A 17964-nucleotide genomic window follows, 5' to 3' on the forward strand; every position below is an offset into this window, starting at 1 on the left:
TGTGCTCAGGGTCTGCCTGTGCACGCCTGGGCGGCGCAGGCATTTTCAGCATCCTCCAGGCTCCGGTAGCCGTAGCCCCGGGCCATGCAGGTCATGTTCTGTTCCACCAGGTTTTTTCCCTGCGACAACAGTTCCAGCACCATCTGTGCATAAAGGCGCAGCGTCTCGTCGGAATAGGTGCCCAGTTCTCCCCGCAGATAGGTCTCGCTGGAAACGTTCCAAGGCCCATCCTGCTCGGAAGAGAGGTTCCGGCCTCTGCCCATCAGATGGGGGCAGCGCCGCTCCACCTCACGGGTCCAGCGCATCATAATGGAAATCAGCAGCTCCTGCAGCTGCAGCCGCTCCGCGCTCCGTTCGGGCAGACGGTCCGCCAGCCGGGCATACTGCTGTGGTGCGGTGTGCTCCATCATGCGAGCGTATTTTTCGGTGAGCAGATTCCAGCCCTCTTCCCCTGCCCGCTTCAGATCCTGCTGGTAGCTGGCCAGCACCTCCTCGGCCCAGGGGGTGAACTGGCTGGTACGCATGAGCACAAAGGTGTCCCGGTCATCCTGACAGGACGCGCGTCCGCCCTCGTTCTGCACCTGCTGAAACTGCCGCCATTCCTCGTCCACAATGGCTGCGATCCGGGCGGCTTTTTTCGACGGCATCGAAGCGCACTCCTTCTCTGCCCCGTCGTTTTGAAGCATCTGCTGCATTCGCTGTAAAACCTCCCGTTTGTGATATTCCAAAAATGTATCTTCCGCATTTGCAAGGCCCTGCCGCTTCAGCTCGGCCGCAATGCAGGCGCACACCGCCTCGATGGTCTCCTCTTCCTGCCCGTCGGCGGCAGGGCGCTCCATCAACCGGTGCAGCAGAGGAATCAGGCTGCCTGCATGCTCCAGCCGCTCCATTCCGCGGGCGCGCCACTTGTAAAAAGGCATGTATGTTTCATCCAGCAGATAGGCCGTTTCCTGTGCGGCGGACACAAATTCCGCCAGGCAGGCGTACATCATATCCGCATCCTGCCGTTTTTTTGCCCGGGGGTAATTGTACTGCCCCGCCTGTGCCATCCGGCCCAGAGCCTGCCCCAGACGACAGAGCCGCACCGGCTCGGGATATCTGGCAAATTTCTTCCGCCGCCGGGTAAACTCCCCCAGCGGATCCTCAAATATCTGGCCATTCATTACTGATGCAAGCCGTTCGGTGGGAATGGCATTCCAGGTCATGATATCCTGCCACGAATCCGCCTTCGGCGCATGGGTATGCCCGGTGAACCGGCGGAAGAATTCGTCGATCTCCATCACGCCCACCCGGTTTGTGCCCTCCGGGGTGACGTTTCGGGCGGGAGCGCCCGGCCACCGGGCCGCCAGTGCCTGATAATCCGCCTGCAACCGGCTGCCGATGGCCTGATAATCCTCTCTGGTCAGCCACAGGCAGAAGCCCGGGCCAAAATCGTGATCCACCGAAAAGGCATCGTCAAAGCCCAGACACTCCGAGCCTTCGCCCACCAGCCCTGCCGCAATGCGGCATGCGTATTCCGGGTATTTCTGCTGCAGCATGGGTCTGCCCGCCTGTTCGTAAAACTCCCGGGCCAGCTCCATTCCGGTTTTGTTTTTCACCGCATTCCGCCGGGCAATCAGATCCTCGGCTGCAGCCAGATTCCGCCGGGTGGTCTGCCAGTCATCGTTCCGGCCATAGGCCCGCTCGATCAGGCCCAGCGCACGGCGGAACAGCTCCGCCGACTTTTCCGGCTCGCCCTGATGAAAATGCAGCTCCGCCAGCGCGCAAAGCGCCGCCGGATAATGAGGATCATCCCCGCCGGGCAGCTGCTCAAACAAGCGTACCGCCCGCTCCAGACACCGGTGCGCCCGCTCAGACTGGCCCAGCCGGGTATACATTCCGCCCAGATTGGAAAGCGAAATTGCCAGTTCCGCCTGTGCATCCGGGTTCTGTTCAATTCGCTCCAGGGCTTTCCGGGCATATTCCGCGGCCAGCTCCAGACGGCCCATAGCCGCATAGAGCAAACTCATATTGTTGTAAAGAGAAGCCAGGCGGTAATCTTCCGCCGGAAGCTGGCTTTCCAGAATGACCTGCGCTTTCCGATAGGTCTCTTCCGCCCGGTCGTTTTCCCCTGCCGCCCGCAGACCGGTGGCTGCATTCAGCAGGGTGGTGCCGTGGTTCACCGTTCCCTCCAGCCCCATGGAGCAAATCAGCGCCAGCGCCTTTTCAGCGGCTTCGGCGCAATCCGCATGGCGGCTGACGGAACGGTAATAGCCCATTAATTCATTCAACAAAATCAGGGCCGTGCCCTCATCGTGCCGACCCAACGCATCATTAATCCCATTATTCAAATAGGATTCTATGCCAGAGAACTGCTTTTTCTGATACAGTTCGTCCAGTTTTTTCATAAATTCCGTGATTTGAAACACTTGCAAGACCCCTCCGATATTTTGTGTCTTTTGGTGTATCTCGTCGCAGAATTGCCCATTCACTTTATAGCAAATCACCGGTGCATTTGCAAGCATTTGCATAGGGTGGAACATATTTTTGAGAGAAGTCACAAAAACACAGCCGTTCTTTTGTGGGTTTGGCTTGGTAATTTTGGGAAAAGGCTTGCAAACGCTCAAGTCTTTTTGAGAAATCTGTGGGAATTACAACAAATTTTCCCGTCAAATTCTGCTATACTGAAGACAGTCAATTCAGGAAAGCAGGTGTTTCTTTCATGCAAGGCAACGAATCCACCCTTCTGTTCCGCGCTCTGTGCTATGAACAGGGCCACGAGCGGCGAACGCAGCACATTTTAAAGGTATATGCTCTTGCAAAGCTGCTGGGCGAGGCGGAAGGCCTCGATGAGGAGCAGCGCCAGCTTTTGCAGGCTGCCGCCATTTTGCACGACATTCCCATCCGCTTCTGCAAGGAGCATTACAGCGGCGATGCCTGCCAGCAGAATCAGCAGCGGGAGGCGCCCCGTCTGGTACGAAGTTTTCTGGAGCAGGCCGGATATTGCCCGGGAAGTGTTGCCCCTGTTCTGGAGCTGGTTCTGCGGCATCACGATTACACCAGCCCCCGCAGCAAACTGCTGCAACTGCTGATTGAGGCGGATCTGATTGTAAACTGCTATGAAAACCGGCCGGACGCAAAGCAGGAGAAAACAATTTGCAGCCTTTTTGAAACAGCCTGCGGCAAACAGCTGCTGGAGCTGTGCCTGCATCCGAATCCCGTTTTCATCTCCAAGGAGGATCACCATGAAAAAGCCTAAAATCACACTGACGCTGGTGGATCAGAAAGGAAGCAGAGGCTGCCATCATGGCCACCAAATCGGCGATTCCTTTGATTTCGACACCGAACGGGGCAGGCTGTGCCCCATGGCCATGCATGTGGCCTTTCCTTACATTGACATTCTTCGCTATGGCGGAAGCCTGCCCACCCAGCCGGATGGTTCCATCCTGTTCTGCTGCCCGGATGTGGATGTGATCAACGTATTCCGCATTCAGGTGGAGGATGGCTGAGCATTATGCAAACAGGCCGGATGCAAACCTTTTCCTGTGGTTTTGCACCCGGCCTGTTTTATCCACCCCTGCCGGAATTCCGGCATTTACGGCCCCCCTCAAATGTGGTATAACCAATGAGGAACGCCCGATGGCGGGCGTATGTGTGAGGAGGGGTATTTTCCATGATCCAACTGATTGTAAGTGACATTGACGGCACGCTGCTGCCCTATGGGCAAAAGCAGCTGGATCCGTCCATTTTTTCGCTCATTCATCGTCTTTCTCAGCAAGGAATCCGATTCTGCCCTGCTTCCGGGCGGCAGTTTCATTCGCTGCGAAAACTGTTCGGCCCGGTGCAGGATGAGCTGTGCTATCTGTGTGAAAACGGGGCAATCCTGTATGGTTCCGGCACCGAGGAAGCCGCCCCGATTCTGGGCAGGACGGTGATGGAGCACGCCCCCGCCATGGGCCTGATTCAGGATATTCTTGCGCTGGAAGGCTGCGAGGTTCTGATTTCCGGCGCAAACTGCAGCTACCTGTACCAATGCGACGACTCCTTTGTAGCCCGCATGCGGGACGGCACCGGCAATCATGTGCGGGTGGTGCGTTCTCTGGAAGAAATTAAGGAGGACATCATCAAGATCTCCGCCTACTGCCCGGCGGGCGCCGCTGTGCCGGAAAAGGCTCTGGGCGGAAAATGGCCCGGTATATTCCGTATGGCTGTGGCCGGGGCCGAGTGGCTGGACTTCACGCTGGCGGACAAGGGCATCGGCCTACGGCAGCTGTGCGGTGCACTGGGCATCCCGCTGGAAAACACACTGGCCTTTGGCGACAACTGGAACGATCTGCCCATGCTGGAAGCTGCCGGGCACCCCTATCTGATGGCCAGCGCCGATCCCCGGCTGGCAGAAAAGCTGCCCCGCCAGTGCACCAGTGTGCCCGCAGTTCTGGAACATCTGTTGGAAACCGGCTGCCTTTTAGAATGCTGATTATTCCGGGAACGGAATCTCCTCGCCGGGGATTCCGCTCTGGAAATCTTCCTTTCTTACCATTGCATACACATTGTGGTAGCTCACTTCCCCCACCAGTCCATAAGCGGCCTGACCTTCCAGCGGCCGCTCGTCGGTGCGCACTTTATAAAGCAGCTCATCGCCAAAATCCGCCAGAATATCGTAGCCGCTTTCCCGGGTGGGATAATAATACACCCCTGTGGACTCGCCGGTTTCCGGGTTCAGCAGAAGATTCATGGAACCCTTTTCCGAACTGCTCATGGACAAAGCAAACTGATCATCGTAAAGAAGGGCCAGACCATAAACGGTCTCCTCTCCGCTCAGCTGCGGCAGTGGAAATTCCTTTTTCTGGCCAGTGAGCAGGTTCTCCCAACTCAGACGGCCCGCTGCAATGTCATAGGTACAGAAATAATCTCCCTGCACGGTACAGTAAAGACCGGTCTCGTCAAATTCCGGCCCAAGCAGGTTGGTCTGGCCCTGTTCCAATGTGGGATTTTCCCTTGCCAGATCCACTTTGTAATATTGACGGCCTTCTTCGTCGCTCTTCAGAAAAATCAGCGATGTGCCGGCCGCGCCCATCAGGCTTGCGCTTTCTTTGCCGCCCGGTTCCAACTGCAAGGAAAACAGACGCTCCCGTTCCCCGGTCTGCGGATCAAAGATTTCCATGCAGGTCTCACTGTTGCCGTTCTCATCCACCCTGCTGATCTGCAAAAGCAGCCGGTCACCATAGCCGTACAGCATTCCGCTAAAGCACTCGCCGTTCTCCAGCTCCAGAACGATCTCCCGGTTTGTTCCATCCGGATCCATCCGCATCAGGTACGGACCCTGACTTTCAATGGGCGTACACTGGGCCGCATACAGATAACCGTTAAAAAAGAACAACTGGTAACCGTAGCGTCCCTCTTCCAAAGGCAGATAGGAATTGCAGCTCTCGGAATCGTGGGTACAATTCGGCGTAGCGCACAAATAGGTTTCCTGCCGGGTGGCTGCATCCACATAAAAAAGGTTACAGCTGCCCAATCGAACAGAACACACCTCATACAGCCCCTCCGGGGAAGCTGCCGTATCCCCAAGCATGTCATAGTTGGCAATGTGGGTAATGGGCGTATCGTTCGCCGGGTGCACCACCATTTCTGTGCCGGACGGCTGGCTGCCACAGGCCACAAGCATGGCAGCAAGCGCCAGCGGTGAAACAATCTTTGCAAGGGTGGAACGATTCATACTGCACCTCCATGGGAGTTTGATCTGCTTTCAGGATAGCGCAGCCGTTTGCACAAAATCCACCACCGTATTGTATCGAAACTGCAAACATCAAAAAGGCAGGCCCTCAAATCTTTTGAAGTGCCCCCAAAAAGTTAGACAATATTTGAAACCGAAAATTGTTTAAGAAGCCGAAAGGGCTTGTTGTCTGTGTATTGCAGGCGGCAAGCCCTTTAGCTTTGCCTTAATTCTGCGGTTGTTGTAGTAATCAAGATAGTCTATCAGTTCCTGCTTGAAGTGCTCCATGGAATCAAATTTTTGCAGGTACAGCAGCTCACTTTTGAGTAATCCAAAGAAATTTTCCACGACAGCGTTGTCCAGACAATTTCCTTTGCGGCTCATGCTTTGCCGAATGCCTTTGCGTTTTAACATCTGCTGATACTGCCTGTGTTGGTATTGCCAGCCCTGGTCAGAATGCAGAATCAGATCGATCTTGTCCGGTATCGTTTCAAAAGCTTTCTTCAACATGGTGGTTACCATGCTCAGGGCAGGTCGTTCTGAGATTGTGTAGCTGACCAGATAAGGTGAACGTGGGCGATCAGGTCGCAGAAGGTGATATTCTGGCGGAGTATGACCTGGAAGATTTGCAGCGCCTGGCCCAGGAGAGCAAGCTCCTGCTGGCTCAGAAGCAGAGCGAGCTGGATCGCCTGACCCAACAGAAAACGGACGCCGACGCACAGCTGCAGCAGAAGATCGACCAGCTGCGTGCCTCGGGCAGCGAGCAGAAAAGCGCAGAGCAGGAAGCTCTGGAAACGGAAAAGCAGACGCTGAAAAACCAGCTGAACGGGCACCGCCAGACCGAGCAGACCGCCCGGCAGGAAGCCGAGGAACTGCTGGACAAACAGCAGCAGCGTGCCCAGGTGATTGCGGACTGCGACAGCCGACTCAGCCAGCTGGAGGGACAGCGGGCTCAGCTGCAGCAGGAGCTGGACGGACTGATCGCACAGGGCGCTCCCGATGAGCAGCTTCAGGAAGCCCGCCGCAAGCTTGCCCAGAACGAGGTGGACATCGCTGACGTACAGCGCACCCGCGATGAAGCGGCCGCCGCCGATTATGAGGGCCAGGCTGCGGAAAAGCAGCGGCAGGCCGACGAAGCCAAAAGTGCCGGTGATCAGGTGCAAAGCCAGCTGGATCAGGCGGAACAAAAGCTGCGGGAAAGCGACGAAGCCCGGCAGGCCTTGCGGCAGGAGGAGGATCGGCAGATCGAAACACTTCGGCAGCAGGCCGCGGCGGATCAGACCACTCTGGAAAGCCAGCGCAAAGCCGCCGAGCTGGAACGGGACAAGGCACAGAAAAGCTATGACGAGTTGTTGCAGCTGTGCAACGATCCCACACTGCGAGCGGATCGGCCGGGAATCGTGACCGCATTGGGCGGAACCAGCGGCACAGCAGCCGACCCGGCCACACCCTTGGCAAAGATCGGTGACGAGACACAGCGCAGTCTTGTTCTGCAGATTGATCCGGTGGATGTGGGTCAGGTGCAGCCGGGCCAGGCACTTACCTTCTATGTGGATGCTTACCCGGAAGCCACTTTTTCCGGCACCGTTCAGTCGGTTTCCAAGATTCAGAATGACGCAGGAAAGTTCGAGGTGTCCGCATCCTTCGAGCCGGGCGAGCAGCCCTTGTATGACGGCATGGGCGCAAACGCCACCCTGATCATAAAAGAGAAAAAAGACGTGCTTACCGTTTCCAACAAAGCCATCCAGTTTGATGCGGGTGAAAGCTATGTGTTCCTGGCGGACGAAAACAATGCTCTGCGCCGCCAGCCGGTGACCACCGGCTTTTCCAACGGCCGCCTTACCGAAATCCAGAGCGGATTGAAGGACGGCGACGTGGTTCTGGTGGAGGAAGTGTATAAGGATCAGTGAGCTGCTCCGGCTGGTGCGGACGAACGCCCTGCAAAACAAGGGCCGCGTTCTGCTCACCAGTCTGGGCATTATCGTGGGCACCGCCACCATCGTTCTGGTGACCGCCATCGGTCAGGGTGCGAAGGATGAGGCGGAAGCCCAGTATTCCGGCATGTCTGCCGATACGATCTTTGTGAATCTGGACTACCAGCAGATGCAGGACAGCTTCGATACCAGCCGCCTGGAAAAACTGACCCCGCAGCTGATGGAATCCATTCGTGAGGAAAACCCTGCGCTCTCCTCGGTCTGCCTGCGAAACGAGACCAGCGCCAAGGTGCAGCTGGGCCGCACCGAGGAATATCTCACCGTGACCGGCGTGACCCCGGAATACAGCCAGGTGTTCTCGCTGGAATTCGCCGCGGGCGGCGATTTTACCGAAGAGGATTTCGACAGCAGCCGCCGGGTGGCAATCATCGGCGGCAGGATCGCAGAAAAATATTTTGGCAGCGCCGCCGAAGCCGACGGCCGCAAGCTGCGCATCGGAGAAAACTGGTTTACCGTGGTGGGTGTTCTGCAACAGAGCGGCGACGGGCTGAAGGGGGTGGACAACGACAACGCCATCTATCTGCCCTGGAACACCATGGAGGACTGCAAGCTGAGCGGCGAAGGCGCGGTTCCGCAGCTCACAGCCAAGGCCACCAGCATCCGTCAGGTGGAAAGCGCCATGAAGCGGATTCAAAGCACCATGAACCATTACATGAACGACGCCCACAAATACAAGGTGGAAAACGCGGGCAGCCGCATTGAAGCGGCGACCCGCTCGGCGCGGACCATGAGCATGCTGCTGATTTCAGTGGCCATGATCGTGCTGACGGTAGGCGGCATCGGCATCATGAACGTGTTGTTCGTGACCATCAAGGATCGCACCCGGGAAATTGACGTGCTGAAAGCCCTTGGCGCACGGGCCGAAACCATTCTTCTGCAATTTCTGCTGGAATCGGTCTCCATTGGGCTGGTGGGCGGTCTTTTGGGGCACGTATGCAGCGCCGCAGGTCTTTGGGCGCTTCGCTTCACCGGCATGCCGCTTGCCCCTTCCGTGCAGGGCGCAGTTGTAGCCTTCGTGTTCGCCATCCTCACAAGCGCGGCGTTCGGTTTTTATCCCGCCTGGAAAGCATCCTGACTGAAACCGGTGGATGCTTTGAGTTATGAATAAAACAAACAAAACAAAAAGGAGTTTTGAACCATGAAAAACAAGATTTTTGCAATTGCCCTGTCCATCCTGATGGCCGCCTGCCTGACTGCCTGCAAAGGCGCTACGCCTGATTCCCAGCCCGGCAGTAATTCTCAGAGCAGTTCTTCCAGCGCAAGTGCCTCTTCCCAGAATCTGGAGCTTCTGTACGGCCGGGTGAGTGAGGTGGCCGGCAATGAATTGACGCTGGATCTGGCCAAGCTGCCCGGCGAGGACGAGGCCGCCAGCGCACCGGAAAACGCAGACGGCGAAGTGGCCGCCGCAGTCATGGCTCCTGCCATGGAGGCCGGTGAAGCCGGTGGTCAGACCGGCGCCAGCGAGCGCACCGAGCTGGACTATACCGGCGAAAGCAAATCCGTGGTGATCCCCGGCGGGCTGAAGATCACCGGTGCAAGCGGCGAGGAAAAGCAGCTCACCGATATCCAGAAGGGCAGCATCCTGGTCGTATTCGTCAACGAGAACGGGCAGGTCACCGAGGTGGTTCTGTATGAGTGATATACTGCGGCTGCAGGATATCGACAAAAGCTACTCCATGGGTGAAGAGCGGGTGCAGGTGCTGAAACAGGTAAGCCTTACCGTGCAGGCCGGCGAATTCATTTCGATTCTGGGTGTATCCGGCAGCGGCAAATCCACACTGATGAACATCATCGGGTGTATGGACACCGCCGACCGGGGCAGCTATTCGCTGGACGGAGAGGACGTGTTCCGCCTGGACGCCCGGCAGCTGGCCGCGCTGCGCAATCGAAAAATCGGCTTCATCTTTCAGCGCTATCACCTTCTGGCCCAGTACGACGTGCTGCAAAATGTGATGATGCCGCTGCTGCTGCGGGGCTTTTCCCATCAGCAGGCAGCCCCGCTGGCCGTGGAAAGTCTGACCGCCATGGGTCTCGGGGACCGGCTTCGGCACCGGCCCAATCAGCTTTCCGGCGGCCAGCAGCAGCGGGTAGCCATTGCCCGTGCACTGGTGGGCAAGCCTGCCCTCCTTTTGGCCGACGAACCCACCGGCGCACTGGACACCCGCACCGGGCGGGAGATTCTGGAATTGTTCCGCCAGCTGAACCGGCAGGGGCACACCATCATCCAGATTACCCATGACCTGACGGTGGCCTCCGCTGCAAGCCGTATCCTGCATCTGCGCGACGGCGTGCTCACCGACCAATGAGCTTGTTGGCGCAGCCTTCCGTTGATTTTCTCTTGACGAAATCGGGAAAATATGGTAATCAAGAGAAAAAGGGAAACTTCTTCCCATCATCTTTTCACACATTGGAGGTTCTGGTCATGATCGATTTTAAAAATCCCACTGCTTACAAGCTTGCCGCTGCCGATCCTTCCGCCTATCTGGCAATGCTGCAGCCCATGATGATCCCGGACGAAGAGATCATTCAGGCCTACAAAACAGTGCGGGATGCCATTGTGTTCACCAACCGCCGTATCTTCGCCATCAACCTTCAGGGGCTGACCGGCAAGAAAAAGGACATCTCTTCCCTGCCCTACAGCAAGATTCAAGCCTTCTCGGTGGAGACTGCCGGCGTGCTGGATATCGACAGTGAGCTGGAGCTCTGGTTCAGCGGCCTGGGTAAGATCCGATTCGAGTTTGCCGCCAGAACCGATGTGGGCGCACTGTGCCGCTGCATCAGCACCTATACGCTGAAATAAGTCTTTTTAACGCATACCTTTCGCCGCTTTTGGCGCAGAAAGAACAGGGGTGCTTCCCGAATCGGGAAGCACCCCTGTTCTTTTTGTTCTGCTGCGCAAAAGGCAAATTATTCCTGCGCCTCGTTGAAGGCCTTGAATGCCTTGTAAGCCATGTAGATATCCACCTTGGAGGCAAGCTCGAAGGGAGAGTGCATGCTCAGCACCGGCACACCCACATCCAGAGTGTCGATGTCGTGGGCCGCCACATACTTGGCAACGGTGCCGCCGCCGCCCTGATCGACCTTGCCCATCTCGCCCAGCTGCCACACCACGCCGGCATCGTCAAAAATGCGGGTGAAGTAGCTTACCAGCTCGGCGCTGGCATCGTTGGCGCCGCCCTTGCCGCGGGAACCGGTGTACTTGGCCAGAGCCACGCCCTTGCCGGCGTATGTACTGTTCTGGGGCTCGAAGGCGCTGGAGAAGGTGGGATCGTAAGCCGCGGTCACGTCGGCAGACAGGCACTTGGAAGCCTTGAAGCAGGTGATGCTGTCCACACCATGGGCAGCGCACAGCTGCTGCATGAAGTGGAACACATACATGCTGGCCAGGCCGGTGGGGCCGTCGGAGCCGATCTCTTCCTTATCGGTCAGCACGCAGACGGTGGTAAAGGCAGGGTTCTTGGTCTCGATCTCCGCCACCAGAGCCGGGTAAGCGTCGATGCGGTCATCCTGACCGTAAGCGCCAACCAGACCACGGTCAAAGCCCACGTCGCAGGCCTTCTGGGCGGGCACAGCCTCGATCTCGGCACGGTTGAAGTCCCGCTCGGTGATGCCGTACATCTCGTTCAGCAGCTTCATGGTGAGCAGCTTGACCCGATCCTTCACTTCCTCGTCCTCGTAGGGCAGAGAGCCGACCACAATGTTCAGCTCCTCGCCGGTGATGCCCTCGCTCAGCTTGCGGGCATTCTGATCCGCGCCCAGATGAGGCAGCAGATCGGTGATGCAGAAAACGGGATCGCCGGGCTTCTCGCCGATGTTGATCTCCACCTTCTCGCCGTTCTTCTTGAACACCACGCCGTGCAGAGCCAGAGGCAGGGTGGGCCACTGGTACTTGCGGATGCCGCCATAGTAGTGGGTCTGCAGCAGGGCCAGATCGGCGCTCTGGTACAGGGGGTTGGGCTTCAGATCCAGGCGGGGAGCATCCACATGGGCGATGTTCAGGTGCATACCCTCGGCCATGCTCTTGGTGCCGATGGTGGCGGCCAGAATGCTCTTGGCGCGGTTCACGGTGTAGATCTTGTCGCCGGGCTGGTATACCACGCCGGGCTCAAAGGGCTTGTAGCCCGCTTCCACCAGCATCTTCTCCGCATAGCTGGTGCACTCGCGCTCGGTCTTGCCCTCGTCCAGGAAGGTCTTGTAGCCCTCGCAGAAGGCATTTGCCTTTTCAAAGGCATCGGCTGCGCTGTCCGCCGCCAGAGGCGCTTCGTAGAACAGCTCATCGGCCAGCTGCTGGCCCTTGGTCTTTTCCTTGCTCATTGGTTATCCCTCGATTTCCACGCTGGAATACAGCGTTTGATATTTTTGGAACGCATGTGTGATCTTGTACACATACAGTTTCATCTGTTCATAGGGGAAGGTGTGCAGCACTGCGCCGTCGGCCGAATAGGCCTCCTGCTCCAGCAGGCCGTCCACCGTTCCCCAGCCGCTGTGATAGGCGGCCGCCGCGGTGGCCAGATCGTTTTCATACCGATTCAGGCAGGCGGCCAAATAATAGGAGCCGAAGCGAATGTTGGTCTCCGGGTCATACAGATCCTCGAAATCCAGATCCTCCTTTGGCGCAATCTTGCTTTTGATCCACCAGAAGGTCTCTTCCGTGATCTGCATCAGGCCCCGTGCACCCACGTTGGACTCCGCCTGCGGGTCAAACCCGCTTTCGGTGCGGATCACGCTGTACAGCACCAGCGGGTCCACCTGATTTTCCAGAGCATACTGCTCCACCAGCTCCTGATACTTTTGGGGGTAGCGCGCCAGATCCAGCTTGTGCAAACCTGCACGGATCAGCGGCAGCGCCAGCAATACAGCTGCCACAAGGCCCAGCACCAAGAAAAGCAGAGCCTTGCCGTATCGTTTCAACAATCACATCCCACCTTTCAGGTGTTCCAGCACCCGATCCGCCTGCTCCAGCAGGCCGGTCAGTGTGCTGTCGTTTCGGATCTCCCAGGCGCAGGCGGCCCGCAGGGTCTCCTCGCTCAGCTGGGCATCCAACCGGCGGCGGGCGGATTCTTCGGAGATGCCGTCCCGGGCGCAGATGCGCCGGACGGATTCCTCCAGCGGTGCGCTCACCAGTATGATCCCATCGCAATAGGGTTCAAAGGGTGCGCCCACAATGACCGCACCATCCACAAAAAACACATCCTGCTCTGCCTGCCGAGCCTCTTCGCCCTCCTGCAGCAGACGACGCACGATCTCCGGGTGGGTGATGCTCACCAGACGCTGGGAGCCATCCGGCCGGGCGAAGGCCCGGTCTGCCAGCAGGCGGCGCTGAATGCCGCCCTCTTCGTCCAGGATGTCCGCGCCGAACTGCTCCACCAGCAACGGGATGCAGGCGGAACCCGGTTCCAACACCTGCCGCGCCACCAGATCCGCATCCGCTACCCGGTAGCCCAGGGCGCGATAATGGGCCGATACGGTGGATTTGCCGCAGCCGGATCGGCCGGTAATGCCAATGGTTCTCATGCTTCCACCACCCGGAAAGCGGCGGCGCGCAGCAGTCGGTTATACACTGCCAGCGATACACCGGTATCCGCCGGGCAGCGGGCAAACACCTGTTTTGCCCCCAGCTCGTCCAGCCGGCGCAGGGCGGTGAACAGAGCGTGAGCCTGCTCGGCTCCGCTTTCCTTCGCACCGTATTCCACACAGGGTACAGGCAGCTGCTCTGCTTCACCGGTGAAGCACAGGCAGAGGGTATGCTCCGCCTTGTGCTGCTCCACATAGGCGGCAAAGGCAGCCAGATCGCCCTTGACGATGGTCACCTCCGCCTTGGGGGCATAGTGCTTATATTTCATTCCGGGAGAACGGGCGGTCTCCCCTTCCTTCAGTTTTGCCAGAATCGCGCCGGACAAAACAACCTCTTCGCCCAGCACCTGCTCCATCTGTTCCTTGGTGATGTAGCCGGGGCGCAGCAGCATGGGAGTATCCCCTGCCAGCGTGATGACGGTGGATTCCACGCCCACCTGGCAGTCGCCGCCGTCCAGAATCAGGGGCAGACGGCCGTCCATATCGCTCATCACATAGTGAGCGCAGGTGGGGCTGGGGCTGCCGGAAAGGTTTGCCGAGGGCGCCGCCAACGGCAGACCGCTGGCGGCAATGACCGCCCGGGCCACCGGATGGCTGGGCATGCGGATGGCCACGGTATCCAGTCCGGCACAGACCTCATCGGCCACCTTGTCGCCCCGGGGCATGATGATGGTAAGCGGGCCGGGCCAGAAGGCTTCAGCCAGCTTTCTGGCCCCCTCCGGCACCCGACTTACCAGACCATCCAGCATTTCCAGCCGGTCGATGTGAACAATCAGCGGATTATCCTGCGGGCGGCCCTTGGCCTCAAAGATTTTTTTGACGGCGTTGCCGTCGAAGGCGCTGGCAGCGATGCCGTACACCGTTTCGGTGGGAATCGCCACGATTTCACCCTGTTTCAGAAGCTCCGCCGCTTTGGCGATGGAGGCTTCGTTTGCTTTTTCCAATAAGGTTTCCATGGAGCTCATTCCTTTTCTGCCGCTTTCAGCTTTTCCGCCTGGTCGGTGGTGATCAGCGCGTCCAGAACCTCGTCCAGCGCGCCGTCCATGATGCTGTCCAGCTTGTACAGGGTCAGCCCGATGCGGTGATCGGTGAGCCGCCCCTGGGGGAAGTTATAAGTGCGGATACGCTCGGAGCGGTCGCCGGTGCCAACCTGGCTGCGGCGATCCGCGTCGATGGCGTCCTTCTGGGTCTGCTGCTTTTGCTGCAGCAGGCGGCTGCGCAGTACCTTCAGGGCTTTGTCCTTGTTTTTGTACTGGCTGCGCTCGTCCTGGCATTCCACCACCATGCCGGTGGGCAGGTGGGTCACCCGGATGGCGCTGGAGGTCTTGTTGATGTGCTGGCCGCCGGCGCCGGAGGAACGGAAGGTGTCGATCTTCAGATCGTTCATGTCCAGCTCCAGATCCACCTCTTCCGCTTCGGGCATGACCGCCACAGTGACGGTGGAGGTGTGGATGCGGCCCTGGGTCTCGGTTTCCGGCACCCGCTGCACCCGGTGCACGCCGCTCTCGAATTTCAGGCGGCTGTAAGCGCCCTCGCCCTGCAGCGAGAACACAATCTCCTTGATGCCGCCCAGCTCGGTCTCGTTCAGGCTCAGCACCTCGTAGGTCCAGCCTTTGGTGGCGGCATACATGCTGTACATCCGGAACAGGCTGTGGGCGAACAGGGCCGCTTCCTCGCCGCCCGCGCCGCCGCGGATCTCCACAATCACGTTTTTCCCGTCGTTTTCGTCCTTTGGCAGCAAAAGCAGCTTGAGTTTTTGCTCCAGAGGTTCCAGCTTTTCCTTGTTTTCGGTCAGCTGCTGCTGTACCATTTCCTTAAAGTCCGGCTCCAGGCCGCCTTCGTCCAGCAGCTCCTTCGCCTCCCGGCAGGCTTCTTCGGCCTGCTCGTATTCGTCCATCGCCTCGATCAGGGGCGTGAGATTCTTGTATTCCCGCATCAGATCCCGGAACAGCTTGTTGTCGCTGACGGTAGCGGGGTCCTGCAATCGGCGGTTCACCTCGTCGTAACGAAGGCGTACATCGCGCAGTTTTTCCAGCATGGGCAGTTTCTCCTTTTTGTGAAAAATGAAAAGAAACGCCAGCCGCTATTCTTCGCCGCGCAGGATCTTTTTGATGTTCTTTTCGATCTTGGCCCGGGGCACCATGACCTCGCGGCCGCAGCCGGTGCAGCGGATCTTGAAATCCATGCCCACACGCAGCACATCGAAGCAGCTTGCTCCGCAGGGATGGGGCTTTTTGGTGAGGATCTGATCCCCAACACGAACGTCCATAGGCGGCCTCCTTTTGTGTTTTTCCGGCATACAGCCGTTAACTAATACATTATACCCTATCTTGCGGAATTTGCAAATATCCCACCCGACGGGTGCATATATTTTTTTAAGCGGCCGCGGCCGCAATCTGAAACCAGTAGAAATGAGGATGAGGATTCATGGTGGAATATAAACCGGAGGGGCTTTGCCGCCCCGCGTGTGAACTGAGCAGTGCCCAGCTGGCCCAGGCGCTGACCCGAGGCGAGGTGCTGCAGGCCACGGCCCTTGCCTTCGACCGCCAGCAGCGGCTGCGTCTGGATTTGAACGGCCAACCCGCCTACATGGAGCACGACGACTGCGCCGACGGCATCGACTCCGGCCAGGTGCGGGAGATTGCGGTGCTCACCCGGGTGGGGCGGCCCACCTGTTTTGTGATCACCGGAGCCCCGGGGGCGGACGGAGCCTGGCGGCTTTCCCGCCGGCTGGCCCAGCGCCGCTGCCGGGAGGAGTATCTGGACCGGCTGCAGCCCGGAGACATTCTGCCCTGCCGGGTGACCCATATCGAATCCTTCGGGGCCTTTTGCGATGTGGGCTGCGGCATCAGCGCCCTGTTGCCCATCGACTGCCTTTCCGTCTCCCGCATCCAGAGCCCGGCGGACCGGGTACAGCTGGAGGAGGATCTGTTCTGCGTGATCAAAAGCCGGGACGAACAGGGCCGGCTGGTGCTGAGTCTGCGGGAGCTGCTGGGCACCTGGCAGGAAAACGCGGGCCGGTTTGCCGTAGGCGAAACGGTGGTGGGCATTGTGCGAAGCATCGAGGACTATGGGGTGTTCATCGAGATCGCACCCAATCTGGCGGGCCTTGCCGAGCGCACCGAAGGGCTGCGGCTGGGCCAGCCGGTGAGCGTTTACATCAAGAGCATTCTGCCGGATAAAATGAAGCTGAAGCTGGTGATCGTGAACCGGGAGCTGAGCGAGCCGCTGCGCTTTGCCCTGCCCTACACCCAAACCGAGGGTCACATCGACCGCTGGGTCTATTCCACCCCCTTCAGCCGCAAGCACATCGAAACGGAATTTGAAACCGAAGCCCGGGCAGCTGCCGGGCCTTGCGCAGGCGAACAAATCCTTTTATAATAGTAACAGTACACCTAAGAAAAGGAAGTGTTTGCTGTGGCCGGAAATGCATTTACCTTTGGCGTAAAGCCGGGCGGCCTGACCGACCGATCCCAGGTGAGCATCCTTTTGTGCTACCTGATCCGCACCGCCGCACCCCTGTGCCGGCAGGATATTGAAAACGCGCTGCTGGGCGAGCAGCTGGTGAATTATTTTGAGCTGGCCGGGAGCCTGGCTGATCTGGAGGATCAGGGGCTTGTGACCGTGGACGAAAACGGCGGCTACCACATCACCCCCAAGGGCGTTTCGGTAACCGACGAGCTGGGCTTTGACCTGTTGCCCCGCAGCGTGCGGGAGACCGCCATCCGGGCGGTGATCCGGGCGCAGCAGTGGGTACGCAAAGCCGCCCAGCACCAGACCCAGGTAACCAAAACCGACCAGGGCTATGTGGTGCACTGCTCCATCAATGAGCTGGGCAGCGAGGTGTTCGGCCTTTCCTTCACCTTACCCGACCCGCTGACCGCTGAAATGGTGAAGAACGCCTTCATCGAAAAGGGCAGCGAGATCTACGCCCTGCTTCTGGAAACGATGACCACCGATTCCACCCGGCAGGAGGAGCCGGACAGCACTGTCAAAGGCTGACGCGCTCCCCTTCCCTTTTGTACCGAACACAAACAAAACCGCCGCCGTGCATTTTACCTTGCACGGCGGCGGTTTTTCTTTGTTTTTGTAAATTCAGGGCTGCTTGCCTTCCACGATACCCTCGTGGTGCAGCACGCTGCGGATGGTTCCGAAGAAGATCTTCACGTCCAGCCCGAAGCTCAGATGCTGAACGTAATAACCGTCCAGCTCCGCCTTTTTGGGGATGGGCAGCTCGTCGCGGCCATGGATCTGGGCATAGCCGGTCAGGCCGGGCACGCAGTCGTTGGCACCGTACTTGTCCCGCTCGGCAATCAAATCGTCCTGATTCCAGAGCGCAGGGCGCGGGCCGATGATGCTCATTTCGCCCTTGAAGATGTTGAACAGCTGGGGCAGCTCGTCCAGGCTGGTCTTGCGCAGAAAATGTCCGATGGGGGTGATGAAGGCATCCGGATTTTCCAGCAGATGCGTGGGCATATCCTTGGGGGTATCCGTGCGCATGCTGCGGAACTTATAAATCTGGAAGTAGGTTTTGCCCTTGCCCACCCGCTTCTGGCAGAAAAGCACCGGCCCCGGAGACGAAAACTTGACGCACAGGGCCAGAATCGCCAGCAGTGGCGACAGCACCACGATGGCGCAGAGCGAAAGCACCCAGTCAATCACACGCTTAATCACATTGCGATACATGAAACATTCCTCCTA

The 17964-nt window shown here is 58.5% G+C and carries 19 protein-coding genes and 1 pseudogene; 10 read left to right on the forward strand and 10 right to left on the reverse strand.

What is annotated here, in order from left to right; all coding sequences use genetic code 11:
* Window positions 1–5: 5 nt before the first annotated feature.
* Window positions 6–2387, reverse strand: a complete 2382-nt coding sequence (locus tag ACESYO_RS06485) for a DUF4125 family protein (RefSeq protein WP_373211224.1) — start codon at window positions 2385–2387, stop codon at window positions 6–8.
* A gap of 314 nt (window positions 2388–2701) precedes the next feature.
* Here ACESYO_RS06485 and ACESYO_RS06490 point away from each other — a divergent pair, with 314 nt between their 5' ends.
* The 3 genes from ACESYO_RS06490 (at window position 2702) to ACESYO_RS06500 (ending at window position 4456) form a co-directional block, all read left to right on the forward strand.
* A complete protein-coding gene (locus tag ACESYO_RS06490) occupies window positions 2702–3238 on the forward strand; it encodes an HD domain-containing protein (protein WP_276870852.1) in 537 nt (178 codons plus the stop codon).
* Window positions 3225–3488: a TIGR04076 family protein gene (locus tag ACESYO_RS06495; RefSeq protein WP_058965113.1), complete on the forward strand. Its 264-nt coding sequence runs from the start codon at window positions 3225–3227 to the stop codon at window positions 3486–3488. The genes ACESYO_RS06490 and ACESYO_RS06495 overlap by 14 nt, the downstream gene beginning before the upstream one ends.
* 164 nt (window positions 3489–3652) lie before the next feature.
* Entirely contained in the window at window positions 3653–4456 is an 804-nt protein-coding gene (locus ACESYO_RS06500) for an HAD-IIB family hydrolase (RefSeq protein ID WP_276870856.1), read from the forward strand.
* On the opposite strand, the gene ACESYO_RS06505 is transcribed toward ACESYO_RS06500, so the two are convergent.
* Both ACESYO_RS06505 and ACESYO_RS06510 read right to left on the reverse strand, forming a co-directional pair.
* The gene (locus ACESYO_RS06505; protein WP_276870857.1) at window positions 4457–5698 is read right to left on the reverse strand and encodes a hypothetical protein; all 1242 of its coding nucleotides are present in this window, start codon (window positions 5696–5698) and stop codon (window positions 4457–4459) included.
* Window positions 5699–5860: 162 nt separating this feature from the next.
* A pseudogene (locus tag ACESYO_RS06510) lies at window positions 5861–6256 on the reverse strand (transposase); the annotation flags it as partial.
* Window positions 6257–6267: 11 nt separating this feature from the next.
* Between ACESYO_RS06510 and ACESYO_RS06515 the strand changes: the two are divergent.
* The 5 genes from ACESYO_RS06515 to ACESYO_RS06535 all read left to right on the forward strand — a co-directional run bounded on the left by ACESYO_RS06515 (window position 6268) and on the right by ACESYO_RS06535 (window position 10489).
* Window positions 6268–7605, forward strand: a complete 1338-nt coding sequence (locus ACESYO_RS06515; protein ID WP_276872081.1) for an efflux RND transporter periplasmic adaptor subunit — start codon at window positions 6268–6270, stop codon at window positions 7603–7605.
* 13 nt (window positions 7606–7618) lie between these two features.
* Window positions 7619–8764, forward strand: a complete 1146-nt coding sequence (locus ACESYO_RS06520; protein WP_373209617.1) for an ABC transporter permease — start codon at window positions 7619–7621, stop codon at window positions 8762–8764.
* 63 nt (window positions 8765–8827) lie between these two features.
* The gene (locus tag ACESYO_RS06525) at window positions 8828–9328 is read left to right on the forward strand and encodes a hypothetical protein (protein ID WP_373209618.1); all 501 of its coding nucleotides are present in this window, start codon (window positions 8828–8830) and stop codon (window positions 9326–9328) included.
* Window positions 9321–9995, forward strand: a complete 675-nt coding sequence (locus ACESYO_RS06530) for an ABC transporter ATP-binding protein (RefSeq protein WP_373209619.1) — start codon at window positions 9321–9323, stop codon at window positions 9993–9995. Before ACESYO_RS06525 ends, ACESYO_RS06530 begins: the two co-directional genes overlap by 8 nt.
* Window positions 9996–10111: 116 nt before the next feature.
* Complete coding sequence (locus tag ACESYO_RS06535) at window positions 10112–10489, forward strand: PH domain-containing protein (protein WP_058965120.1); 378 nt, start codon at window positions 10112–10114, stop codon at window positions 10487–10489.
* Window positions 10490–10596: 107 nt separating this feature from the next.
* Here ACESYO_RS06535 and ACESYO_RS06540 read toward each other — a convergent pair whose 3' ends face one another.
* From ACESYO_RS06540 to ACESYO_RS06565, 6 genes are read right to left on the reverse strand one after another with little or no spacing between them, the layout of a single operon-like run.
* A complete protein-coding gene (locus ACESYO_RS06540) occupies window positions 10597–12003 on the reverse strand; it encodes an aminopeptidase (protein ID WP_373209620.1) in 1407 nt (468 codons plus the stop codon).
* A 3-nt stretch (window positions 12004–12006) separates the two neighbouring features.
* Window positions 12007–12603, reverse strand: coding sequence for a lytic transglycosylase domain-containing protein (locus ACESYO_RS06545; protein WP_242868394.1), 597 nt, complete (start codon window positions 12601–12603; stop codon window positions 12007–12009).
* Window positions 12604–13203, reverse strand: a complete 600-nt coding sequence (gene coaE, locus ACESYO_RS06550) for a dephospho-CoA kinase (RefSeq protein WP_058965122.1) — start codon at window positions 13201–13203, stop codon at window positions 12604–12606.
* On the reverse strand, window positions 13200–14219 hold the full coding sequence (locus ACESYO_RS06555) for an L-threonylcarbamoyladenylate synthase (protein ID WP_373209621.1): 1020 nt from the start codon (window positions 14217–14219) through the stop codon (window positions 13200–13202). Before ACESYO_RS06555 ends, coaE begins: the two co-directional genes overlap by 4 nt.
* A 5-nt stretch (window positions 14220–14224) precedes the next feature.
* A complete protein-coding gene (gene prfA / locus ACESYO_RS06560; protein WP_373209622.1) occupies window positions 14225–15301 on the reverse strand; it encodes a peptide chain release factor 1 in 1077 nt (358 codons plus the stop codon).
* A 45-nt stretch (window positions 15302–15346) separates the two neighbouring features.
* The gene (locus ACESYO_RS06565) at window positions 15347–15532 is read right to left on the reverse strand and encodes a DUF951 domain-containing protein (protein ID WP_058965125.1); all 186 of its coding nucleotides are present in this window, start codon (window positions 15530–15532) and stop codon (window positions 15347–15349) included.
* Between the two features lie 158 nt (window positions 15533–15690).
* Between ACESYO_RS06565 and ACESYO_RS06570 the strand changes: the two genes are divergently transcribed.
* Window positions 15691–16644, forward strand: a complete 954-nt coding sequence (locus ACESYO_RS06570; RefSeq protein ID WP_058965126.1) for a S1 RNA-binding domain-containing protein — start codon at window positions 15691–15693, stop codon at window positions 16642–16644.
* Between the two features lie 36 nt (window positions 16645–16680).
* Window positions 16681–17265: a DUF4364 family protein gene (locus tag ACESYO_RS06575; RefSeq protein WP_373209623.1), complete on the forward strand. Its 585-nt coding sequence runs from the start codon at window positions 16681–16683 to the stop codon at window positions 17263–17265.
* Window positions 17266–17358: 93 nt separating this feature from the next.
* Here the strand turns inward: ACESYO_RS06575 and ACESYO_RS06580 are convergent, their stop codons facing one another.
* Window positions 17359–17949: a sugar transferase gene (locus ACESYO_RS06580; protein ID WP_058965128.1), complete on the reverse strand. Its 591-nt coding sequence runs from the start codon at window positions 17947–17949 to the stop codon at window positions 17359–17361.
* Window positions 17950–17964: the final 15 nt, after the last annotated feature.

This window comes from Allofournierella massiliensis (genome assembly GCF_964241245.1).
Classification (GTDB): Bacteria; Bacillota; Clostridia; order Oscillospirales; family Ruminococcaceae; genus Allofournierella; species Allofournierella massiliensis.

Excerpts from the sequence above, each read along its gene's own strand:
- ACESYO_RS06485 (WP_373211224.1), bottom strand. The coding sequence starts at position 2,387 with ATGAAAAAACTGGACGAACTGTATCAGAAAAAGCAGTTCTCTGGCATA.
- ACESYO_RS06490 (WP_276870852.1), top strand. The coding sequence starts at position 2,702 with ATGCAAGGCAACGAATCCACCCTTCTGTTCCGCGCTCTGTGCTATGAA.
- ACESYO_RS06495 (WP_058965113.1), top strand. The coding sequence starts at position 3,225 with ATGAAAAAGCCTAAAATCACACTGACGCTGGTGGATCAGAAAGGAAGC.
- ACESYO_RS06500 (WP_276870856.1), top strand. The coding sequence starts at position 3,653 with ATGATCCAACTGATTGTAAGTGACATTGACGGCACGCTGCTGCCCTAT.
- ACESYO_RS06505 (WP_276870857.1), bottom strand. The coding sequence starts at position 5,698 with ATGAATCGTTCCACCCTTGCAAAGATTGTTTCACCGCTGGCGCTTGCT.
- ACESYO_RS06525 (WP_373209618.1), top strand. The coding sequence starts at position 8,828 with ATGAAAAACAAGATTTTTGCAATTGCCCTGTCCATCCTGATGGCCGCC.
- ACESYO_RS06530 (WP_373209619.1), top strand. The coding sequence starts at position 9,321 with ATGAGTGATATACTGCGGCTGCAGGATATCGACAAAAGCTACTCCATG.
- ACESYO_RS06535 (WP_058965120.1), top strand. The coding sequence starts at position 10,112 with ATGATCGATTTTAAAAATCCCACTGCTTACAAGCTTGCCGCTGCCGAT.
- ACESYO_RS06540 (WP_373209620.1), bottom strand. The coding sequence starts at position 12,003 with ATGAGCAAGGAAAAGACCAAGGGCCAGCAGCTGGCCGATGAGCTGTTC.
- coaE (WP_058965122.1), bottom strand. The coding sequence starts at position 13,203 with ATGAGAACCATTGGCATTACCGGCCGATCCGGCTGCGGCAAATCCACC.
- ACESYO_RS06555 (WP_373209621.1), bottom strand. The coding sequence starts at position 14,219 with ATGGAAACCTTATTGGAAAAAGCAAACGAAGCCTCCATCGCCAAAGCG.
- prfA (WP_373209622.1), bottom strand. The coding sequence starts at position 15,301 with ATGCTGGAAAAACTGCGCGATGTACGCCTTCGTTACGACGAGGTGAAC.
- ACESYO_RS06565 (WP_058965125.1), bottom strand. The coding sequence starts at position 15,532 with ATGGACGTTCGTGTTGGGGATCAGATCCTCACCAAAAAGCCCCATCCC.
- ACESYO_RS06570 (WP_058965126.1), top strand. The coding sequence starts at position 15,691 with ATGGTGGAATATAAACCGGAGGGGCTTTGCCGCCCCGCGTGTGAACTG.
- ACESYO_RS06580 (WP_058965128.1), bottom strand. The coding sequence starts at position 17,949 with ATGTATCGCAATGTGATTAAGCGTGTGATTGACTGGGTGCTTTCGCTC.